Source organism: Campylobacter sp. RM12640, assembly GCF_020137595.1.
Classification (GTDB): domain Bacteria; phylum Campylobacterota; class Campylobacteria; order Campylobacterales; family Campylobacteraceae; genus Campylobacter_E.
This window is the reverse complement of record NZ_JACGAU010000009.1, coordinates 1-21,844: the sequence shown is the minus strand read 5'-3', so window position 1 is coordinate 21,844 and position 21,844 is coordinate 1. Positions and strand designations below refer to the sequence as shown.

General features: G+C 26.9%; 23 protein-coding genes. 19 read left to right on the top strand and 4 right to left on the bottom strand.

Translation table 11 applies throughout. The features are described from left to right. Positions 1-16 precede the first annotated feature (16 nt). From AVBRAN12640_RS04720 to AVBRAN12640_RS04710, 3 genes are read left to right on the top strand one after another with little or no spacing between them, the layout of a single operon-like run. Positions 17-1,123, top strand: a complete 1,107-nt coding sequence (locus AVBRAN12640_RS04720; protein WP_214149663.1) for an AAA family ATPase — start codon at positions 17-19, stop codon at positions 1,121-1,123. Beyond that, a complete protein-coding gene (selB, locus tag AVBRAN12640_RS04715) occupies positions 1,117-2,838 on the top strand; it encodes a selenocysteine-specific translation elongation factor (protein ID WP_214149662.1) in 1,722 nt (573 codons plus the stop codon). Before AVBRAN12640_RS04720 ends, selB begins: the two co-directional genes overlap by 7 nt. Before the next feature lie 26 nt (positions 2,839-2,864). Continuing rightward, the gene (locus AVBRAN12640_RS04710; protein ID WP_214117454.1) at positions 2,865-3,596 is read left to right on the top strand and encodes a thioredoxin fold domain-containing protein; all 732 of its coding nucleotides are present in this window, start codon (positions 2,865-2,867) and stop codon (positions 3,594-3,596) included. A 37-nt stretch (positions 3,597-3,633) separates the two neighbouring features. Here AVBRAN12640_RS04710 and AVBRAN12640_RS04705 read toward each other — a convergent pair whose 3' ends face one another. From AVBRAN12640_RS04705 to moaC, 3 genes are read right to left on the bottom strand one after another with little or no spacing between them, the layout of a single operon-like run. Continuing rightward, the gene (locus AVBRAN12640_RS04705; RefSeq protein ID WP_336608506.1) at positions 3,634-4,626 is read right to left on the bottom strand and encodes a hypothetical protein; all 993 of its coding nucleotides are present in this window, start codon (positions 4,624-4,626) and stop codon (positions 3,634-3,636) included. 9 nt (positions 4,627-4,635) lie between these two features. Then, entirely contained in the window at positions 4,636-4,890 is a 255-nt protein-coding gene (locus AVBRAN12640_RS04700) for an HP0495 family protein (protein ID WP_214117452.1), read from the bottom strand. Next, positions 4,868-5,341 (bottom strand): cyclic pyranopterin monophosphate synthase MoaC, encoded by a 474-nt coding sequence (gene moaC, locus AVBRAN12640_RS04695; protein ID WP_214117451.1) that lies wholly within the window; start codon positions 5,339-5,341, stop codon positions 4,868-4,870. The genes AVBRAN12640_RS04700 and moaC overlap by 23 nt, the downstream gene beginning before the upstream one ends. A gap of 87 nt (positions 5,342-5,428) precedes the next feature. Here moaC and AVBRAN12640_RS04690 point away from each other — a divergent pair, with 87 nt between their 5' ends. The 14 genes from AVBRAN12640_RS04690 (at position 5,429) to AVBRAN12640_RS04625 (ending at position 19,748) form a co-directional block, all read left to right on the top strand. Continuing rightward, positions 5,429-5,656 carry a hypothetical protein gene (locus tag AVBRAN12640_RS04690; RefSeq protein ID WP_214117450.1) on the top strand — a complete coding sequence of 76 codons (228 nt, stop codon included), beginning with the start codon at positions 5,429-5,431 and terminating at the stop codon, positions 5,654-5,656. Next, positions 5,656-6,822 (top strand): hypothetical protein, encoded by a 1,167-nt coding sequence (locus AVBRAN12640_RS04685; RefSeq protein WP_214117449.1) that lies wholly within the window; start codon positions 5,656-5,658, stop codon positions 6,820-6,822. The genes AVBRAN12640_RS04690 and AVBRAN12640_RS04685 overlap by 1 nt, the downstream gene beginning before the upstream one ends. Before the next feature lie 10 nt (positions 6,823-6,832). Continuing rightward, the gene (locus AVBRAN12640_RS04680; RefSeq protein ID WP_214117448.1) at positions 6,833-7,981 is read left to right on the top strand and encodes a GGDEF domain-containing protein; all 1,149 of its coding nucleotides are present in this window, start codon (positions 6,833-6,835) and stop codon (positions 7,979-7,981) included. Continuing rightward, entirely contained in the window at positions 7,978-9,264 is a 1,287-nt protein-coding gene (locus AVBRAN12640_RS04675) for an MFS transporter (RefSeq protein ID WP_336608505.1), read from the top strand. The genes AVBRAN12640_RS04680 and AVBRAN12640_RS04675 overlap by 4 nt, the downstream gene beginning before the upstream one ends. A gap of 21 nt (positions 9,265-9,285) precedes the next feature. Further along, positions 9,286-11,043 (top strand): Na+/H+ antiporter NhaC family protein, encoded by a 1,758-nt coding sequence (locus tag AVBRAN12640_RS04670; RefSeq protein ID WP_214120477.1) that lies wholly within the window; start codon positions 9,286-9,288, stop codon positions 11,041-11,043. Then, on the top strand, positions 11,036-12,055 hold the full coding sequence (locus AVBRAN12640_RS04665; RefSeq protein ID WP_336607159.1) for a tRNA (uridine(54)-C5)-methyltransferase TrmA: 1,020 nt from the start codon (positions 11,036-11,038) through the stop codon (positions 12,053-12,055). Before AVBRAN12640_RS04670 ends, AVBRAN12640_RS04665 begins: the two co-directional genes overlap by 8 nt. Further along, complete coding sequence (gene ilvA, locus AVBRAN12640_RS04660; protein ID WP_214117444.1) at positions 12,042-13,241, top strand: threonine ammonia-lyase; 1,200 nt, start codon at positions 12,042-12,044, stop codon at positions 13,239-13,241. The genes AVBRAN12640_RS04665 and ilvA overlap by 14 nt, the downstream gene beginning before the upstream one ends. Then, complete coding sequence (gene glyS / locus AVBRAN12640_RS04655) at positions 13,238-15,235, top strand: glycine--tRNA ligase subunit beta (protein WP_214117443.1); 1,998 nt, start codon at positions 13,238-13,240, stop codon at positions 15,233-15,235. Before ilvA ends, glyS begins: the two co-directional genes overlap by 4 nt. Then, positions 15,219-15,959, top strand: coding sequence for a DUF815 domain-containing protein (locus AVBRAN12640_RS04650; protein ID WP_336608504.1), 741 nt, complete (start codon positions 15,219-15,221; stop codon positions 15,957-15,959). The genes glyS and AVBRAN12640_RS04650 overlap by 17 nt, the downstream gene beginning before the upstream one ends. Further along, positions 15,952-16,611 carry a hypothetical protein gene (locus AVBRAN12640_RS04645; RefSeq protein WP_336608503.1) on the top strand — a complete coding sequence of 220 codons (660 nt, stop codon included), beginning with the start codon at positions 15,952-15,954 and terminating at the stop codon, positions 16,609-16,611. Before AVBRAN12640_RS04650 ends, AVBRAN12640_RS04645 begins: the two co-directional genes overlap by 8 nt. Then, positions 16,608-17,183 (top strand): NUDIX domain-containing protein, encoded by a 576-nt coding sequence (locus tag AVBRAN12640_RS04640; protein WP_442862246.1) that lies wholly within the window; start codon positions 16,608-16,610, stop codon positions 17,181-17,183. The genes AVBRAN12640_RS04645 and AVBRAN12640_RS04640 overlap by 4 nt, the downstream gene beginning before the upstream one ends. Positions 17,184-17,509: 326 nt before the next feature. Then, positions 17,510-18,397: a hypothetical protein gene (locus tag AVBRAN12640_RS04635; protein WP_336612958.1), complete on the top strand. Its 888-nt coding sequence runs from the start codon at positions 17,510-17,512 to the stop codon at positions 18,395-18,397. Between the two features lie 27 nt (positions 18,398-18,424). Beyond that, a complete protein-coding gene (locus tag AVBRAN12640_RS04630) occupies positions 18,425-19,315 on the top strand; it encodes a hypothetical protein (RefSeq protein ID WP_336612957.1) in 891 nt (296 codons plus the stop codon). Positions 19,316-19,328: 13 nt separating this feature from the next. Further along, the gene (locus AVBRAN12640_RS04625) at positions 19,329-19,748 is read left to right on the top strand and encodes a hypothetical protein (RefSeq protein ID WP_336612956.1); all 420 of its coding nucleotides are present in this window, start codon (positions 19,329-19,331) and stop codon (positions 19,746-19,748) included. Positions 19,749-19,800: 52 nt separating this feature from the next. Here AVBRAN12640_RS04625 and AVBRAN12640_RS04620 read toward each other — a convergent pair whose 3' ends face one another. Beyond that, a complete protein-coding gene (locus tag AVBRAN12640_RS04620) occupies positions 19,801-20,304 on the bottom strand; it encodes a hypothetical protein (protein ID WP_214150576.1) in 504 nt (167 codons plus the stop codon). Between the two features lie 181 nt (positions 20,305-20,485). On the opposite strand from AVBRAN12640_RS04620, the gene AVBRAN12640_RS04615 reads away from it, so the two are divergent. Further along, entirely contained in the window at positions 20,486-21,163 is a 678-nt protein-coding gene (locus AVBRAN12640_RS04615; RefSeq protein ID WP_214120608.1) for a hypothetical protein, read from the top strand. Between the two features lie 227 nt (positions 21,164-21,390). After that, the coding region (locus AVBRAN12640_RS04610; RefSeq protein ID WP_336612955.1) for a hypothetical protein at positions 21,391-21,844 on the top strand (454 nt) is incomplete at its 3' end.

Sequence of the window (21,844 nt, the reverse complement as noted above, 5' to 3'; positions counted from 1 at the left end):
CCCTTAAAGGATAGTAATGGTAGGGCAGGATAAAGTAAGAGAAATTTTTGATGAGTTTATAAAAGCAAAAGAAATTCCGCATAGTGTTTTTTATGGTCCAAGCGGGGTAGGTAAGACCACTTTTGCAAGATTTATAGCAAAAGAATTAAAAACTAATTTTTATGAGTTTGATGGTGCTAGTTTTAGCGTTGAAGAACTTAGAAAAGTTATTAAAAAAGATAGCCTTTTTAAGCCTGTTGTATTTATTGATGAAATTCATCGCTTAAATAAAGGCGTTCAAGATGTGTTATTAAAACCTTTAGAAGAAAATAATTTTTATTTTTTAGCTGCAAGCACTCATAATCCTTTGTATTCACTAAATAAGGCTTTATGCTCTAGGTTATTGTTTTTTGAGTTTATGCCATTAAGTTATGATGAATTAAAAGAGATTTTAGAACAAGCTCAACCTAATTTAAGCACAGAAATAAAAGATTATTTAATCAAATCAAGCTCAAACGATGCAAGAGCAATGCTAAATCTTTTAAGATACGCAAATGTTTTTAAAAATATTAGCCTAGAAAAGCTAAAAGCACTAAGACCAAATTATATTAGTAATAAAGAAGATGAGTTTTTACTAACTTCAGCCCTTATTAAAAGCTTAAGAGCAAGTGAAGTAAATGCAGCAATCTTATATCTTGCTAGAATGATAAATGCAGGTATTGATATTTTATACATTGCTAGAAGGCTTTGTATATTTGCTAGTGAAGATGTAGGCAATGCAAATCCAAATGCTTTAGTAATAGCTAATTCGTGTTTGCAAATATGTAAAGACATTGGCTTACCTGAAGCAAGGATTACTCTTTCTCAATGTGTAGTTTTTCTAGCTAATTCTAAAAAATCAAATTCATCTTATAAAGCAATCAATAAAGCCTTAGAATTTGTAAATAGCAATGAAGCCTTACAAATACCGACATATTTAGACAATAATCATCCTGATAAAGAAAAATACTATATTTATCCACACGATGAGCCAAACAAAACTCAAGAAATGGCTATTAATTGCCCTAAATTTTACGAAGATTACGGCATAGGATATGAAAAAAATTTCGCACTATGGAGAAAGGAAGGACTTTATAAATGTTAATAATTTCAACCGCAGGTCATATTGACCACGGCAAAACTTCATTAATTAAAGCTTTAAATGATTTTGATGGAGATAATACACCTGAAGAGCAAAAGCGTGGGATTACTATTGATTTGAGCTTTTCACACTTAGAGCATATCTCATTTGTTGATGTGCCAGGTCATGAAAGCTTGGTTAAGACAATGATAGGTGGTATTCAAAGTGAATACGCAATGCTTGTTGTAGATATTAACGAAGGGCTAAAAGCACAGACCTTAGAGCATATTTTTATCTTAAAAATTATGGGTGTAAAAAATATAATTTTAGTTTTAAATAAAATTGATTTATGCCAAGATATTGATGCTAAAAAACAAGAGATTTTAAAGCAACTTGATTTTACGCCTATTAGAGTATTTTTAGTAAGTGCTAAAAACAAATTAGGCATAGATGAGCTTAAAAAATATTTATTGAGTTTAAAAGTTCCAAATTATGAAGATTTTGCTTTAAAAATCAATGTTGATAGAGTATTTAATGTAAAAGGCATTGGTCTTGTAGCAACGGGTATTTTAAAAAGTGGCAAATTAGAATGCAAAACTTATTTAAGCGATGAATTAGAAAATATTCAAATAAAATCAATTGAAGTTCAGCATAAAAATGTAGAAAGCGTAGTAGCACCTGCTAGGGTTGCTTTTGTCTTTAAAGGGAATTTAAAAGTAGGAAATATCATTTATTCTAAGGGTTATTTAAGAAGTGCAAATGAGATTTATACTACTTTAGAAGGTGAATTAAAGCATGATGAAAATGTATTGTTTTGTGCTGCTAATAAGCAAATTGAAGCGAAATTTTTACAATACGATAGATTTGCAAAATTTGTATTAAAAAAACCAATTGCTCTAAGTTTTAATGAGCCTTTTATAATCTTAAAAAATGCTCGTGCTGTTGCTGGTGGAGTGGTGTTAAATCCACTTACAGAGCCACTTAAAAAATCAAAAATGATTGAATTATTAAATGCTTTAGAACAAAAAGATTTTAAAAGTGCTTTTGCTTTATTAAATCAAAATCATAGTTCAGGTTTTGGGCTTTTTTGTGCGCCGCAAAGATTTAATTTAAGCACGCAAAAAGCCTTAGAATACGCTCAAGAAGTAGGTGAGATAGTAGATTTAAATGGTGCTTGTGTATATGCAAAAAAAGCCCTAGAAGATACAAAAAATAATATAAAAGAGCTTTTTACTAAAAACCCTTATTCATTACAAAGTGCAAAAAGCTTAGAAAAATCATTAGGAATTGATGAATTTTTGTGTGATTTGGCTTTAAAAGATTTAGATTTTTTAGAATTTAATAATGGTCTTTTTTATAAAAAAGGCGAAAAATTAGAAAAATTATTAGAAAATAATGAAGAAAAAATATATGATGAATTAAATTGCCTAACCCCAAAAGCTCCTTATAATATCTATGATGAGCTTAATTTAGATAGAAAAAGTGGTGATGATATTATGAAGAAATTATGTTCTCAAAATAAGGTAAAAAGACTAGCTCATAATTATTTTATTAGCACACAAGCACTTGAAGAATTTGTAAAAAACATAAGCCCTATTTTAAAAATAGGTGTAGGAGTGCAAGAACTTAAAAATGAATATGACTTAAGTAGAAAATATGCCATTGCTTTACTTGAGTATTTAGACACTTTAAAGGGTGTAAAAAATATTGACAATAAACGCTATTTAATGCAAAATTAAACTTTTATTTTTTTAAGGAGATTAGTATGAAAAAAATAATATTAGCAATGTCGGTTGTAAGCGCTTTAAGTGCTAGTAAAATTAGTGATAAAGTTATAGAATTTGTAAAAACAATTACACCAGAAAATATTCAAGTAGAATTAGTAAAAGTTGATAAAGTTCCTGATTCAAAATTTGAAATGGTAGAGTTTAATTTATTAAAAGATGGAGTTGTAGTTGGCTCTGATGTTTTCTTTAGTGATGGAGTTTATGGAACACCAACTATGCTTAATATGAAAGAAAGTATAGATTTAAAAGCTAGTTTTATGGCTAAAAAAGAAAAAGAAAAACAAGAGAAATTAAGCTTATTATTAACAGATTTTGTTAAAGAAAATCCTGATATGATTATTAATCTAGGAAAGCAAAATAGCAATACTGCAATGGTAGTATTTAGCGACCCTGATTGTCCTTATTGTAGAGAACATTTAAAAAATATAGAAGAAGATTTGAAAAAAACTAATATTAAATTTGTTTTAACTCCACTTCCAATGCACGAGAATGCTTTAGATAAATCGCTTAATATTTTTGATGAAATCAAAACAGCTAAAACTGATGAAGAAAAAATCGCAATATTAAGAAAATATTATCAAGATGGTGTTGAATACAAAAAAATTGACCAAGATAGAAAAAATGAATATGCTAAAAAGGTTGATGAAAAAGTATTTAATATGGGTGTAAATTATACTCCAGCAATTTTTAGTAATATAAAAGTTAAATAATTTTTAGAATTTGAAACGAGAGTTTCAAATTCTTTTTTTAGTTCTTCTTAAACTTTGTGAAAATATTTGAAGCTAATTTTTTTACATCAAATTCATTATAAGCTTTTTCTAAAGTATTTAATTCTTTTTTGATTTTTTCGTTTAGCTCGCTATTTTGAAATTTGATTAATTTTATATTTAGTAGTTGCTTGTTTTCTCTTACTAATCTTGCAAATTTAGCAAAATTATTATCAAGTTTATTATTTAAAATATTTTCAAGTGCCTTACCTGAAGCATCGTTATTTAGATTTGTCTTAATCATAGCTATAAAATCACGCTCAAGACTTAGAAGAGATAGTTTCATATTATCAAGTTCATTATCACTTAAGCTAACTTCTAAATCCTTTTTAAGCCTTTCTAAGATAGCAAATATACCTTCTAAAAGTCCATTTAATACTCCAGTCAAAAGCTCTTCAGCATAGCTTTGCCATTCATTTGCTAGTTCAAGTGCTGCTTTTAAGATAAGTTCAGCTGCATTAATTATTTTATCCTTATTAAACTTAGCATATTCAAGTGCGTTAATTAGCATAAAATTACTTATTAAAAAGCATCTTTCTTCTATCATCGCATTTGTTTCAAGAACATTTATAAAAGCATTTTGAGAAGTTTCGTAAAGAATTTGTAATGAGTTTGCTTCATTTAACATAAGTTCTTCAAGGTATTCTTTTTGAATATCATTTTGAACTACCTTACTTAGCTCATTAAAACTTGATTTTGTAATATTATAAAGCTCTAATTCTTTTGACTTTATCTCTTTTCTAATCATCTCAAGCTCATTTGTAAGAGTATAAATCTCTTGCTCTTTTATAGACATTTTTGCTCTTAAAAGGGCTTTTAAAACTATATTTTTATTCTCATTTGTAAGTGCTTCTAAATTCTCTAGCTCTTCACAATACTTGGTATATAATCTAGCGATTAATCCTTCATCGTTTGAATTAATAAATTCTTTTTTTGCTTTTTCTTGTATTTCATTAAATAATATATTTTTCATAGTTTTTCCTTATAAAACAAATTTAGAATGTTTTTTAAGAGTAGAAAATAATTCTAATCTATAAGCTTCATTTGGCACTTCTAGGCTTAGGTTATAGCTTTTATAATTACTTGTAGATTTTGAACTTTCAATTTTTGCATTTTTAATATCTAGCTTTTTTACTAATTCATTTATATCATCATCTTTATCAAGTATTACTTTATAGCTCCAGTTGCAAGGATATTCTATCTTTAAATCAGCTTTAATTTCTTCTAAATTGACCACTTTTGCCTCCGTCTTTTTCTAATAATTTTATATCATCAATAACCATTGTTTTATCAATTGCTTTAACCATATCATAAATCGTTAATAAGCCTACGCTAACAGCATTTAATGCTTCCATTTCTACACCTGTTTTTCCTTCGGTGATTACCACTGCATTTAGTCTAAAAGCAAATTCATTCTCAATTGGCTCAATATCTACTTCAACTTTACTAATTGGTAGTGGATGGCACATTGGAATTAAATTTGATGTTTGCTTAGCTCCCATAACAGCTGCAACAATAGCTGTATTTATTACCGCTCCTTTTTTAGCATTTCCGTTTAAAACTGCTTTAAAAGCCTCTTCGTTCATTGTGATTTTGCCACTTGCTAAAGCTCTTCTTTTAGTAATTTGTTTATCACTAACATCAACCATAGTAGGATTATTTTGCTCGTTTATGTGTGTAAGTTGCATTTTTTTCCTTTATTTTTGCTTAGATTTTAACAAATAATATAAATAAAATGGTATATTAGCATTTTTAATTTTATTAAGGAAAATTATATGGCTTACGATGATGATGAGTTTTTAGATTATGAAGATGACGAGTTAGATGGCTTTAGTGAATATGATGACTTTGATGATGAATTAGACGAATTTGACGATGAGTTAGATGAGTTTGATGACGAATTTGAGCAAGATTTTGATGATGAATTAAGCAGTCTTGATGAATATAATATATATGATGAAGATATGTATGATGACGATGATTATAGTTATGACGAGGCATAATGCGAGAATACGATAGTCAAAGAGTAGAATTTATACAAGAGCTTTATGATACCTATGAAGATATAAGAAATCATAATATTACCTTAAAAAGAATTTATGTAATTTTAATATTAACCATAATTATTACATTTGGTTTTTTAGGTATTACTATGCTTTTTGCTAAAGAATTTTTTATATCAAGTTTATATATTGTTTGTGCTTGTTTATTTTATGCCTTACTTTTAAATAGAAAGAAAAAATCAGTAGCAAGGTATCTTGACTGGTTTAGCTTTATGGGTGGTGGGGCATGTATAATCATTGCTATTTGTTGTAATATATATTTATATTCTATGGCAGGTGGGGCTCATTTATATATTATTTTGCTAGCCACTTTGATTTATATAATGTTTATAAATGATTCTAAAAAAAGATTATTGATAGCAAATATTACTTATTTAGTGCTATTAACTATATTTATATCTTTATTTTTAATTGATTATTATTTTTGGCATCCTTATTATAAGGAGAGTTTTTTTTCTAATTTATTATTTATAATTTCTGTTTTTGTAGTTTTTTCTAGCATAGTATTTAGCAACCATGTAGTAGGTCTAAAATCAATAGAAGATATAGAAAAATTATCTGTAAATAAAAGTCATATAAAAATAACTAAAAAAATACATACTAAATTCAATCTAATTGATAAAAAAGATTTCACACAATTGCTTTTACAAAGACAACAAAATCAATACAATAATCTTAATGTTTGTATATTTGAGATAGCTTTTGTTCAAAAAGACCAAGATTCGTATTTTAAGATAGATTACTACTACCAAAATAAAGTAATGAATGAATTCTTAAGTCTTTTAAGAGTTTATTATCCTAATGATGAAATTATAATTAAATGGGATTTAAATACTTTTGTATTAATTTTAGAAGAAGAAAGCTCTAAGTTTTATTTCTTACTTGAATCAATAAGCAAAGATTTTGATAAGATGATTAGAAAGAAAAAAGATAATTTTGATATTTATTTAAAAATTGTTGCAAAATACCACAAGCATATAGATACTCAAAAAAGACCTAAAGTTTTATTAGAAAAAATAAATGAAACCGTAAAATTAAAATATGAAACAAAAACAATGGGTCGTGAGTATATATTGTATAAAAGTGGATATGACGATATAAATTAAAAGGTTTAAAGTGGTTAAATATGAAGTTTTGATATTAGTAAATAGTCTATTTTTATTTTTTGCTAGATTTTTTACTGGTTTGATTTTTTATTACAATGGTTTTATAATTACTTCTTATGAAATTTTTGCAACATCTTTATATTATTTAGCTTTTTTATTCTTATTGTTTGTTGGTAGAAAACTTTATAAGAGTTTTGGAGAAAAAAATTATTTTTATAATAGATATAGAAAGATTTTAAATGGTAAAAAATCTTTTAAATCATCATTGTTTAAAAAAATTATAAGAGTAAATTTTATAAGCGTTAGGCATTATGCTTGGTATTTATTTCAATTAGAATCAATTTTTACAGCTACTTATTTTTCTTTAAGTATTGGTTGGGGATATGGATTTGATTTATATTTAATTATGCTTACATCTTATTATTATCTTAATTTAAGAAAATATTCTGCTTTAATTTTTATATTTCCTTTTGTTTATTTCTTGTTATATTTATTTTTATTTTTCTATTGCGACAAGGCGTATCAAGAGCCAGGACAAGTATTTATATATATTATCAATATAATTTGCGTAGTTAGTGCTATATTTTTTACCCAAATTATTATGGAATTAGGTCAGGTTATTAGATTTGTTAATGATGAAAACAGAAAGAGCCATTTAAAAAGACTTACTAGTTTTGACACCTTAACTGAAACTTATCATAAATATTCTTTCTTAGAAATTATGAATGCAAAACTTGAGCATAATGCTGATGAAGATGTAATTACTCAAGCTAGTGTAATAGTAATAGAGATTAATAACTTAAGAAAAATTAACGAAGAATACACAACAGAATTAGGCAACGAAGTCTTAAAAGAATTTGCATATATATTAAGAAAAAATAGTGAAAACTATGAAAAATACATATCTCGTTGGAGTGGAAATGAGTTTTTAGTTTTTATTATTAATGAAGATGAGGTTGTAGTTAAGAGTTATATAGATGAAGTTAGGCAAGAAGCTATGAAAAATCGTTTTGGAGTAAAAGGTGCTAAAGTTCAAGTAATTGTAGGTTTATCTCATACTTCATCATTTGATTATCAAATAAATAAATTTATTAGCGAAGCTTATGAAGAATTGGCTATTAACAGAGATAAATTAAATTATGAAAAAGGAGATATATGACAAAAAAATTAAACAAAGAAGAAGTAAAAACTCTAGCCTTAAGCTCACTTGGTGGAACTCTTGAGTTTTATGACTTTATTATATTTGTATTTTTTTCATCTTATTTTGCACATCATTTTTTCCCAAATACGCTTAGTCCGTTTTGGCAAGAGCTAAATACTTATGGAGCATTTGCAGCAGCTTATCTAGCTCGTCCTTTAGGCGGCGTTGTGATGGCACATTTTGGAGATAAATTTGGTAGAAAAAATATGTTTATGCTAAGTATTTTACTTATGGTAATTCCTACTTTTGCACTTGCTATTATTCCAACTTATGAGACAATTGGATATGCAGCCCCTATTGCACTTTTATTTGTTCGTATTTTTCAAGGTATGGCAATAGGTGGAGAGCTACCTGGTGCTTGGGTATTTGTAAGAGAGCATAGTGAAGATAACAAAAAAGGTCTATTTATAGGCTTATTAACTTCAAGCGTTGTTGGTGGAATTTTACTTGGTTGTTTGGTTGCACTTATTATGCAGCTTAATTTTACTACCGAAGAGCTAAAGGATTGGGGTTGGAGAATTCCATTTGCTTTAGGTGGTATTTTTGGAATAATCTCTTTATATCTTAGACGATATTTAAATGAAACTCCTGTATTTAAAAAGATGAAAGAAAGTGATTCTTTAGTAAAACTTCCTATAAAAGATGTTATAGAAAATCATAGATTTGGGATATTTATTTCTATTTTAGTTACTTGGGTTTTAACTGCTTGTGTGGTTGTATTTTTATTAATTGCTCCAAATTTCGTAAAAGCTGTTATGAAATTAGAGCCTGTTGATAATACCCTTCTTCAAATGTATGGAATACTTGCTATGATGATTGGTTGTGTTTTAACAGGATTTTTAAGTGATAAATTTGGAATTAGTAGGATTTATAAGATTTTTGCCATTCTTTGGGGTGTTTTTGGTGCGATGTATTTTTATGAGTTGTATATAGGCAAGGATATTAATTTACTTGTGAGTTTTTATTTATTAGCAACTCTTAGTGCAGGACTTATGAACTTTACGCCTTTAATTATGGTTGAGATTTTCCCTGCAAAAATTCGTTATAGTGGAATTAGCTTTAGCTACAACCTAGCTTACGCAATAGCAGGATTTATAACTCCTATATTATTGCCGTTTTTAAACAAAGTTGCAATTGGTGAAAATCCACCATTTTTATATCAAATCGGTGGTGGAGCTTATATAGTTTTAGTAGCATTTGTTGCCTTTATTACGGCTTGTTTAGTATCAAAAAGAATGTAGAATTTAAAATAGGAATTTAAAATGAGATTTTTGTTTTTAATGTTTTTTAGTATATTTGCAAACGCAGCTGATACAAGCGTTAGCAATATGCAATTATATGGCGTTTTAACACTTTTACCGCCTTTAATGGCTATTATTTTAGCTTTTATTACTCGTGAAGTAATTTTATCTTTATTTATAGGTGTTTTTACGGGGACTTTTCTTCTAGCTTTTGCTAATTTTTACACAGCAAATATTGTAAATGATACTTATACATTTACTTATAATAATCCATCTTTTATGGATTGGGTAAATTTATTTTTAGCGTCATTTTCAAATATAGTAAAACATTTGCTAGATGCTATGATAGATAGCGATGATGCAGGAGTAATCTTGCAAGTATTTTGTATAGGTGGTGTGGTTGCATTAATTACTAAAATGGGTGGAATAAACGCAGTTGCACTTGCGCTTACTCGCTTTGTAAAAGGTCCTGTTTCAGCTCAAGTTAGCACTTGGCTTATAGGACTTTGTATTTTCTTTGATGATTATGCAAATAGTTTAACCGTTGGTCCTATTATGAGACCAATTGCTGATAAGTTTAAAATCTCTCGTGAAAAATTAAGCTTCATACTTGATAGCACCGCTGCACCTGTTGCAGGAATTGCGATAATTTCTACTTGGATAGGTATTGAAGTTGGACTTATTAAAACTGCTTATTCTTTAGTAGGAATTAGCGATGTAAATGCTTTTGGAGTATTTATGCAAACAATTCCTTATAGATTTTATAATATCTTTATGCTAATTTTCGTTGTTTTAACAGCTATTCAGCAAAGAGAATTTGGCTCAATGTATATAGCTGAAAAAAATGCTCGTGCAGGAATAGTAAGTGAAGCTGCACTTGATGTTGGAGCTGAACTTGAGCGTGAATTAAAACCAAATGATGGAGTAGAGCATAAAATTAGTGATGCTTTAATTCCTATTTTAACTCTTATTATTACAGCTTTAGCAAGTTTTTATTTTAGTGGTTTAAATGCAATTATAGATGACCCTGATAAAGCAGATGTTTTAAGCAAGATTGAAGAAAATTATTTAAGTTTTTATGCGATAAGAACTACTTTAGGTGAAGCAAACTCAAGCTTAGCATTATTTCAAGCTGCATTATTTGCTAGTGTTGTAGCAGTTATATTAGGTCTAGTTCGCAAAAAAATTAATCACAAAGAAGCAGTAGAGACTTGGCTACATGGCTGGAAGAGTATGATATTTACAATTGCAATGCTACTTTTTGCTTGGAGCTTAGCTGCAATTGTAAAAGAATTAGGCACTCATAAATACATAGTTCAATTACTATCAGGCTCAACTCCGCATGTATTACTTCCTAGTTTAATTTTCTTAATCGGCTCGGCTATGAGTTTTGCAATAGGCACAAGTTATGGAACTATGGGTATTTTAATGCCTTTAGCAATCCCACTTGCACACGCAGTTGGTCTTGAAGCTGGTATGAGTGGAAATGAACTTCATGAATATATGGTTATAAATATTTCTTGTGTTTTAACAGGTGCTATTTTTGGAAACCATTGTTCTCCGATAGCTGATACCGTAATTTTAAGTGCAATGAGTGCAAAATGCGAATTAAGTGCGCATGTTAAAACTCAAATGCCTTATGCACTTTTAGTATGTGCTATTAGCGTAGTTTTTGGATATATTCCTGTAAGTCTTGGCTTAAATGTGTATTTAACAATTATTTTAGGTGTTGTTATGATGAGCTTAGCACTTCGCTTAATAGGAAAAAAAGTTGAATAAATTTGACTTAGTTTGCAAGGAATTTCAAATTCCTTGCGAGAAGATTTATAAAGATGGCTTAAGAACTAGGGTTAATTTTGCTTTATACAAAAATAACGGCGAAATATCTTATGCTATGTTTAAAGATAAGGTAAAAATAACTGATTTTGATACTTCTTTTATATGTGATGAGATAAGAGAATTTATGCCTAAATTACTTAAGGCTTTAGATGAAGTTTTAAAAGATAAATTATTTGAAATTAGATTTTTTAAGAGCTTTTATACTTTAAATGTTTTGCTTTTATATCATAAAGACATAAAAGAATTTAAAATAGAAAATTATTACGAAAAATTAAGCAAATTAACCAATTTAAAGCTTAATTTAATAATGCAATCAAGAAAACAAAGAATATCATATCCAAGCGATATTTTAGAGCATTTTAGCAATGGTATTAAGTATGAGTTTAATGATGAGTGTTTTATCCAACCTAGCTTAAGTATGAATGAAAATATGCTTGAGTTTGCAAAATCTTGTCTTAAAGATAAAAAATGTGATGATTTATTAGAGCTTTATTGTGGATATGGTAATTTTACCTTAGCACTTGCACCATTTTTTAAAAAAGTTTTTGCAACAGAACTTAGTAAAAAAAATGTGGCATTTTTAAATAAAAATTGCAAATTAAATAATGTAAATAATATTTTTACAGCAAGGCTAAAAGATAGTGAAGTAAAAGACGCTTTTAATAAGGTAAGAGCTTTTAATAGGCTAAAAGATTTAAATTTAGATGATTTTTGTTTTTCACATATTTTAATAGACCCGCCAAGATGCGGCTTAGGCGAATGTGTTAATTTAGTAAAAAACTATGATAATATAATTTATATTTCGTGCAATCCATTAACGGCTAAAATAGATTTAGAAAAATTATGCAAAACTCACGAGTTAAAAAGATTTGTTTTGTTTGACCAATTTATAAATTCAGAACATTTAGAGTGTGGATTTTACCTAGAAAGGAAGAAAGATGATAGAGCTTAGCAAAATATATGCGGCTAAAGAAAAAGTATATGATGTGGCAATTAAAACGCCTTTTAATTATTCAAGATTTTTATCAAATGATAAATATAATATATATTTAAAATGTGAAAATCTTCAAACAATTGGAGCTTATAAAATAAGGGGCGCTTATAATAAGATTGCAAGTTTAAATGAAGAGCAAAAAAAACTAGGAGTAGTTGCAGCAAGTGCAGGAAATCACGCTCAAGGAGTAGCTTTTTCTGCTTCAAAGTTTGGTATAGCAGCTCATATCGTAATGCCAGAATCAACACCAGTAAATAAAGTAAGCAGCACAGCTAATTTAGGTGCTAATGTAATACTTAAAGGCGATAATTTTGATGAAGCTTACGCTTACGCAAAAGAGTTAGAAAAGACTAAAAATCTAACCTTTATTCACCCATTTGCTGACCCGTTTGTAATGGCAGGACAAGGGACTATATTTTTAGAACTAATTGAAGAATTAAACAATATTTCTTATATCATCGTTCCAGTAGGCGGTGGCGGTTTAATTAGCGGTATTGTTAGTGCAGCAAAACAAATTAATCCAAATATTAAAGTAATAGGAGTGCAAAGCAAGGGCGCTAGTGCTATGCTAAATAGCTTTAATGAAGGTAAAATCATAAACTCAAACAAGGTAAAAACAATAGCTGATGGTATAGCTGTAAGAGATGTTAATGAAGATAGTTTTAATATAATTAAAAACAATGTAGATGATATGGTTATGGTTAGCGATGAAGAAATAGCTAATGCGGTTTTATTTTTATTAGAGCAACATAAACAAGTAGTTGAAGGTGCAGGAGCAGCAAGTGTAGCTGCTGTAATGCACGGCAAAATTCCTAATCTAAGTGGCAATGTAGTTTGTATTTTAAGTGGTGGAAATATAGATATTACAATGCTAAATAATATTATTGAAAAAGGTCTTATTAAAAGTTATAGAAAAATGCAAATATGCGTAACTTTAATTGATAAAGCAGGGGCATTACTTGATTTAACTAAGGCTTTAAAAGACGCACAAGCAAACATAATAAAAGTTGATTATGATAGATTAGGCACTGATTTTGGTGATGCAAATATTACAATCACACTTGAGACTAAAGGCAAAGCTCATCAAGAAGAAGTTGGAAAAATTCTTAAAGAGCAAGGTTTTACATTTAAGGAGATAAAATGAGAAAGTTTTTAATAGAAATAACTACAGAAGAATTACCTGCAATTCCTTTTTTAAAAGAAGAACCAAATATAAAAGATAAATTAGAAGTGGTTTTAAAAGCAAATAATATTGAATTTAGTAATTTAGAGTTTTTATACACTCCTAGAAGATTTGTTTTTACATTTAAAGCAAACGAAAGAGCAAACGATAGCGTTATAGAATTAATCGGAGCTCCTAAAGAAGTAGCCTATAAAGATGGGAAATTAAGTAAAGCTGGTGAGAGCTTTTTAGCAAAAGCAGATATTAGTGAAAACGAACTTAGCTTTAAAGAAATTAAAGGAAAAGTTTGTTTATATGTAGAAAAAATAGAAAAAGGTAAATTATTTAGTGAATTAATAAATGATATTTTAGAAAGCTTTATTACAAGTCTTAATTTTGGTAAAAGTATGCGTTGGGGTGCAAATACTTTTAGTTTTATTCGCCCAATTACTGGACTATGCGTTATGATGGATGATGAATTAATTAATGCAAGTTTGTTTAATATAAACTCAAGTAAAAGCACTTTCGTTCATAGAAATATTAGTATGGATAAAATCTCTTTTAATACCCAAGATGAGTATTTTAAGACTTTAAAAGAAGGCAAAGTTATCTTAAATCCTAAAGATAGATTAGAAATCATTTTAAGTGAGATAAGAAATATTGAAAAATTATGGAATTTAAAAGCTGAAATTGATGAAGAATTATTAGCAGAAGTTGTAGCAATTACTGAATATCCATCAGCGCTTTTAGGTAGTTTTGATAAAGAATTTTTACAAGTTGCACCTGAAGTAATAATTACTTCAATGAAAGAAAATCAACGCTATTTTGCAGTATATAAGGATAATTCTTTAAGCAATAATTTTATAACGATTACAAATTCATTCAATCCTGATTTAGAAACTATAAAAAAAGGTAATGAAAAGGTGTTAAGAGCAAGGCTTAGCGATGCGTTGTTTTTCTGGGAAAATGACTTAAAACTTGGCTTACAACCTGAATTATTAAACAATACAATTTATATGCAAGAATTAGGCACAATAGCACAAAAAGAACAAAGAGAAGAAGAAATTGCCTTAAGATTAGCAAAATTATTTGCTTATGAAAATACAAAAAATATAAAAGATGCAATCACACTTAGCAAGGCTGATTTAAGGACACAAATGGTAGGCGAATTCCCTGAATTACAAGGAATTGTAGGCTCATATTATGCTGCTAATATGGGGTATTCTAGTGAAGTTTGCACTGCTATTAAAGAGCAATATTTATATGATGTTATCCCAAGCACAAAATTAAGTAAAATTGTAATCTTAGCAACTAGACTTGATACTTTAATGGCTTTATTTAGTATAAACAAGCTTCCAAGTGGTAATAAAGACCCTTACGCATTAAGAAGAGCAGCTTTAAGTATTATTAAAATTCTAATTGATTTAGGCGTTAAATTTAATTTATTAGATTTATTAAACGAGTTTAAAGGTCTTTATAAAGATTATGATAAAGTTAAATTGCTTAATTTTATTACAGATAGATTTAATGCTTTATATAGCGTAAATTCATCTTTTATAAAAGCAGTTTTAAATGTGAATAATAATGATTTAGTAGTAATTGATGAGAATATAAAAGCACTTATAAATCTAGCAAAAGATAAAGATTATGAGAGCAAAATCTCAACATTTAAAAGACTTGCAAATATCATAAAAGATAGTAAAGATTTATATTGTGATGAAAGCAAATTAAGTAATGAATATGAGATTAAATTATATAAAGCTTATAAAGATATTAGTTTTAGTGATGATGTGAGTGATAATTTAGGTAAGATTTTTGCACTTAAACCTATCATTGATGAGTTTTTTGATAATGTTATGATAAATGTTGATGATTTAGAGATTAAAAATAATCGCTTAGCATTAGTTTATAGCATTTATAAGCACATTGCTTGTGTGGCTGATTTAAAAGAAGTTAGTTTTGATAGCATTGTTTAAAGAATTTAAAGCTGCTAGTTATAGAGCAAGAACTAGCAGCTTTAAGCCTATTAAAAACCTTGATTTGGTTGATTTTAAAGACCTTTTGTTTTTGGATAAAGAATTTAATATCTTAAAAAATAATATGAATAATTTTTTACAAAACAAAGCCTATCAGCATTGTTTATTAGCCGGTGCAAAAGGTTGTGGCAAATCTAGTTTAATCAAGGCTATTTTTAATGAATTTATTAAAAGTGATTTAAGAATAGTTGAGGTTTTTAAAGAAGATTTATCGCATTTAAGATATATTATTGATGATTTAAGCGAATTAGAATACAAATTCGTAATATTTTTAGATGATATAAGCTTTAGTATAAATGATGATAGTTTTAAGGCATTAAAGCCGATTTTAGATGGTGGATGCGAGAAATTAAGTGATAATATAATGTTTATTTTAAGTTCAAATTATAAAAATCTTTTAAAATCAAGTAATATAAATTATCAAGACGCTGATTTTAAAGATGAAAGCGATGATAGATTTGCTTTAAAAGAAAGATTTGGAATATGGCTTAATTTTTATTCAATGAGCCAAGAGCAGTATTTAAGCATTGTAAAATCATTATTTAAAGATGAATTTAGTGATGAGATAAAGGCTAAGGCTTTAGAATTTGCAAATTTAAAAGGCACAAAAAATGGTCGTATCGCTAAACAATTTTATGAACTAAAAAAGGATTTGAATGATTAATGGAGCTAGTATTTTTAAAGCGTTATTAAAACATAATTTACAAGGTTCTTATGAATGGCAAAATTATGATGATTTTTCAAAATTTTTAGCTCTTTTAATAGGTCAAAATACCAAGTGGCAAAACACTCAAAAAGCATTAAAAAATGTTGCAATTCCTATTTCAAATTCTATAAACAAACTTGCTTTAATTGATGTAAAAGAACTAGCCGAGTTAATAAAAGCAAGTGGATTTTATAATACAAAAGCAAAAAAAATTAGCGATTTAGCAAAGGCAATTGTGAATGATTTTAGCAGTTTTGATGACTTTATTAATAATGCTAGTTTTGATTGGATTATGGATATTAAAGGCATTGGTTTTGATACGGCTTTAATGCTTAGTAATTTTCTTTTAAAAAAGCCTATTTTTGTGGTTAATTCAAATGCTAAAAGATTTTTAGAACTATTAGGCTATGAGTTTAATAATTACGAAGAAGCTATAGATATTATAGCTAGTGGGCTTGATGATGAGTATTTTTATAAAGCATTAAATACTCAAGATTTGTCATATATTTATATGATTTTTGCTGCAAGTATTGATAATCTAATGCAAAATCATTATAAAAATAAACAATTTGATGAAATAGGGCTTAAGGTTTTAAAGGAGCTTGAATGAAAATTGATATAAGTGATTTTAAAATAGTTGAGTTTAAAAAATCAGATTTTATAAAACCTTTAAGAGCTAGTTTTGTTATAAACGAGCATAAGGTAGATTGGGATTTTATAAAGTCTTTTGATTCTGTTAGTATTATGTTATATCACGAGAGCAAGGATAGTTTTATATTTGTAAAACAATTTAGAGCACCTTTATATTATTACGAAAATTGTAAAGATTATGAGAGTGGATTTTCGGTTGAATTATGTAGTGGGATAATTGATAAAAACAAAAGCTTAGAAGAAATCGCCTTAGATGAATGTATAGAAGAATTAGGATTTAAGCCTAAAAAATTAGTTTATATTAATAAATTTTATACAGGATTTGGTAGTGGGGTAAATACTCAACATTTATTTTTTGCTAGGGTTAGTGATGATGATATTGTAGGAGTTGGTGGCGGCGTTGATAATGGAGAATTCATTAAAAGCGTATATGTAAAAATCAATGAATATGATGAGTTTTTTGCAAAAAATAAAAGAAGTGCTTTGATTGATTATGCTAATTTGTGGTTTAGGCATATTTATAAAAAATAAGTAGATTTAAATTCTTTTAATTTTTAATAATTTTGTATTTTATAAATGCAGTAAAACTTATATATGAATTACGAATAAATTCGTAATTCTTTTGATTAATCATTGATATGTGGGCTGCAATATAATTTGCCATACCAAGTAATCGTGCAGTGATTATAAGGTCTTGTTCTTATGTTAGCAATAGATGATAAAGCTAATAATAATAAAATAGCTGATAATAATTTTTTATATTTTCTTCTTTTCTTAAAACTAAGTAAATAAATACTAAAAACTCTTAAAGAAAAATAAAATTAACCGATATAAGTTTAGTTAAAGGAGAGTTAAAAATGGATTTAAATATTTGTGATATGGGTGGGTTTTTAAACTCTAGCCTACATAAAATAAAAAATGTAAATAGCACTATTAATCTAAGCCAAATAAGACAAGATATAAAAACAAATAATTTTGAATATAAAACAAGTGATAAAGAATTAAATGTATTTTTTAGCCTTGATAATAAAAGCGTAGGAATTAGCTTAGATAAAGATACTTTAAAAGATTTAAAAAGCTTTTTTAATAAAAATGATTTTTTAGAAGAAAATGGAAAAACTATTTTAAAAGGTGACGCTGCTAATTATGTAGCAGGTTGGTTTAGTGAGATTGCTTTTGATTTAAAATATCTTGAAAGTGATAGCGATAATAATGGGGTGCTAAATAGTGATGAATTAATGAATACTTTAATTGATGTTTGTTATTTTGATGAGAATAAAGATGGGGTTTATGTCTTAAGCGAGATTGTTAAAAAAGACAAAATATTAGAAGAAGATATTAATGAATTTGGCGAAAAAAATATAAACACTATTTCAAAAATGATTAATAATAGAATATTTTTTGATAAAGATAAAGATGGAGAAATTTTAGTAAAAGAGCAATATATTGAAGATGAAAGTGAGTATTTTAAAAACTTAAATCAAGCAAAAGAAGAATTAAAAAATAAAAAAGAAAAAATAGAAGCCAATCCAAAGCTAAAAGAATACGCTATTAATGAAGAAAATAATCACATAAGAAAACTAAAGCAAGATATAAAATTATTTAAAAACTCAAATTCTTTAAAAATAAATGAAGATAAAGAAAAAGAATTAAAAGACAAAAATAATTTAGAAGAATTTTGCGAGTTTAGTATAAAGCTAATTGATGAGCTAAAAGCTTATAAATTACTAGATTTAAAAGCTTAATTAATTCTTTAAGTTAAAGGAGAAATAATGCTAAAAATAGATGGATTTTATGTAGATTTAAGCTCTTTTATAAATACAAGTGTTAGTAAAAAAGCTGATGTAAATAGCACTATTAATCTAAGCCAAATAAGACAAGATATAAAAACAAATAATTTTGAATATAAAACAAGTGATAAAGAATTAAATGTATTTTTTAGCCTTGATAATAAAAGCGTAGGGATTAGCTTAGATAAAGATACTTTAAAAGATTTAAAAAGCTTTTTTAATAAAAATGATTTTTTAGAAGAAAATGGAAAAACTATTTTAAAAGGCGACGCTGCTAATTATGTAGCAGGTTGGTTTAGTGAGATTGCTAATAAATTTTTAGAAGTTAGCCAAAATGCAGTGCTTAGCAAAGAAGAGATGTTAAACTCAAGGCTAGGAGTAAGGCTTGATGGCGAGATAAATGAATATAATTTATTGCAAATTACTAGCGTAGAACTTAATGCTAAAGGAGATGATATTAGCGATGAAATGTATGAAGCTCATAATACTATTTCAAAGGATTTAAGTGATACTAATTTAAAGGATAAAAATAAAGATGGTTCATTAACGCTAGATGAGCTTATGTTAAATGAGAGTAAAGAAAAATATTTAGAAGAATTAGAAAATCTATATAAATACACTGAAAAAAATCAAATTGATAAAAAGCCTAAAATAGATTTAAAGCTAAAAGAATACGCTATTAATGAAGAAAACAATCATATAAGAAAACTAAAGCAAGATATAAAATTATTTAAAAACTCAAATTCTTTAAAAATAAATGAAGATAAAGAAAAAGAATTAAAAGACAAAAATAATTTAGAAGAATTTTGCGAGTTTAGTATAAAGCTAATTGATGAGCTAAAAGCTTATAAATTACTAGATTTAAAAGCTTAGAAATGTCTTTAAAATGCTAAAAACAATACTTTATATAATGATTTTTTTAATATTTTTTATTGTTGGTTTTTTAGTTTTTTTAAGTTACGGCAAAGCTGATAGTAATATCATAAATATTGTTAGCTTATCAATTGATAAAATAGAAGAAAAACTTATTAAAAATAATTATTGTAATTCTAAAGAAGATTGTATTAGTAGAACTTATATGTTATACGATTCGTCTTTTAATAATATTTATTTAAATATTTATAACAATGTAGATAGAACTACAAGCAATGAAATTTGTAGTATGATGAAAAACATAAAAACACAAAATAAGCATATAGATTTTTATCTTGAGTTTTTTGAGTATTCTAAAGATGAGTATTATCAAGGATATAACAACAATAATCAAGCAATAAAACAAAAAGCATTTTATAAGTGTAAATATTAATAAGATTTAAAGGGAAAGGACTTTTTAAGCCATTTCCTTGATAATTTTAGAATTATTTATTTAAAAAAGTTTTTAAACTATTATATCTTTCACAACCCACATTAGATTGAGCATCACAAGCTCTTTTGTAATAACTCAAGGCTTTTTGTGGATTTGTTTCTAAACCATAATCTTTACCATCTTTTAAAACCAATCCATCTCCTGCTACAACGCAAAATTTGTTATGAGATGATTCGTTTTTTACTATTATATTTGGTAATTCGCATAATTTACTTATAGCTTTTTGAGCATCAATATAGGCTTCTTTAATATCAATTAATTGTTCTTTCACTAATTTTACATTAGCAATAGCTGTCATTAAACAACCACTAAAATTATCTTTAGCACATAAATCTTTTGAGTATTGATAACAAGCTTTCAAATCTTCTTTGCAGTATTCATCAAGCTCAAAAGCACAATTTGATTGGTCTTGATTTTTACAAGCTTTATCAATATTACTAATATCAACAGCAAATAAGCCTGAAATTAAAGCTAAACTTAATAATATCTTTTTCATAAACTCTCCTTAAAAATAATTTGAATTATATTGATTTATGAATTAATTTCTAATTAAATAATTACTATTGAATGAATTAAAATATTAAATATTTAAAGCTTACTTAATACTTATTATTTGTTTATTTAAATAAGGAACACATTTTGCTCTTGTTTAATTATTATAAATTAAAGGAGAGCAAATGTTAATAAATGATAGGATAGTTCTTAGTTCTTTTACTAAGACAAATAACTTAAATGATAATAAAAAAGCTTCATTTGAAGAAGCCTTACAAGCTCAAAGTAAAGCAGCAAGTAATATAAATGATGAACTAATTAATAAGTGTATATCAAATGCTGAAGATGATTTTGCTTGGTCTATGTTTGGTTTTTGTACTTACTTTCCAACCGAATGGCATACTCCTAGAAAAGATAAAGAATTAGATAGTGAGTATTTAAATAGAATTCCTAAAGAAGATTTAGGGGTAATGATGTTCCTAGAAGCTTGTGGAGAAATTGAAACTAGGAAATTAGATCCAATTAAAAATGATTTAGACGAACAATTTTTTAAAAGAGCAGAAGAAGTATTAGAAAACTATCAAATCACACCTGATTTAGAATTAAAAATAATTGAATTTGCTAAAAAATCATCAAAAGAATTTATGCAAAAATATGATGCACCTGCAGGAAATATTGGACTAAATCACCCTAAATTACAAGCTATTTTTAACAAACATGGAATTTCAATGGATGAATTTGTAGATAAAGAAAAGCTAATGCAACAAAGCTTTAAATTTGATTTTGATAAAGAAAAAGATAAATTATTAGATGAATTAATGAAAATTAGTGATAACTCTAAGGCAAGATTAGGAATTAGCTAATTCCTAATTAGCTTTATTTGTTTAGGCTTAATGCTTATTAAGTTTATTTGTTGATTTAAAAATATTCTCAAATTTTTTAATGTAAGCTAATTGATTATGTTAAATCTAAAATATTTTTTTAATAATTATAGATACTTAAACAAATCATATAAATTTTTACAATATTAAGTATTTTTTAAGAATGGGGGGGGGTATTATTTTCTTTTTTTATCAAAAAAGGAGAATGAATGAAGAAATTATTGTTTTCAACACTTTGTTTAGGTGCTTTAGGTGTAGCTGCTAATGCGGGAACTTATTCTGGTATTAATTTTGGCTTTTTATCTACTTCAAAAACAATGTTTATTATCAATAATAAAGAATATTTAGGCAATAATAATTGGGATATTAATGGCTATATTAGAACTTATAAAGAGCACGAAAGAGATTCTGAATTTGTTTGGAGTTTTGAGGCTAATTATTTTTGGAATAATTATAAAGATAGATTTGATGACTTAATTCCAATTATAAGAAATAATCAATTTGATTTTAGTGTTTTGATTGGTTATGGAATGTATGTTAATGATGAATATGAAGATGAGCTTAGTTTGAACTTAATGGGTGGTCTTGCGTATCATAATATGGGTATTAGAGGCGGTGCTATTTATGATATTAAGGGATTAAAATTTGGTTTAAGTGCCTTAT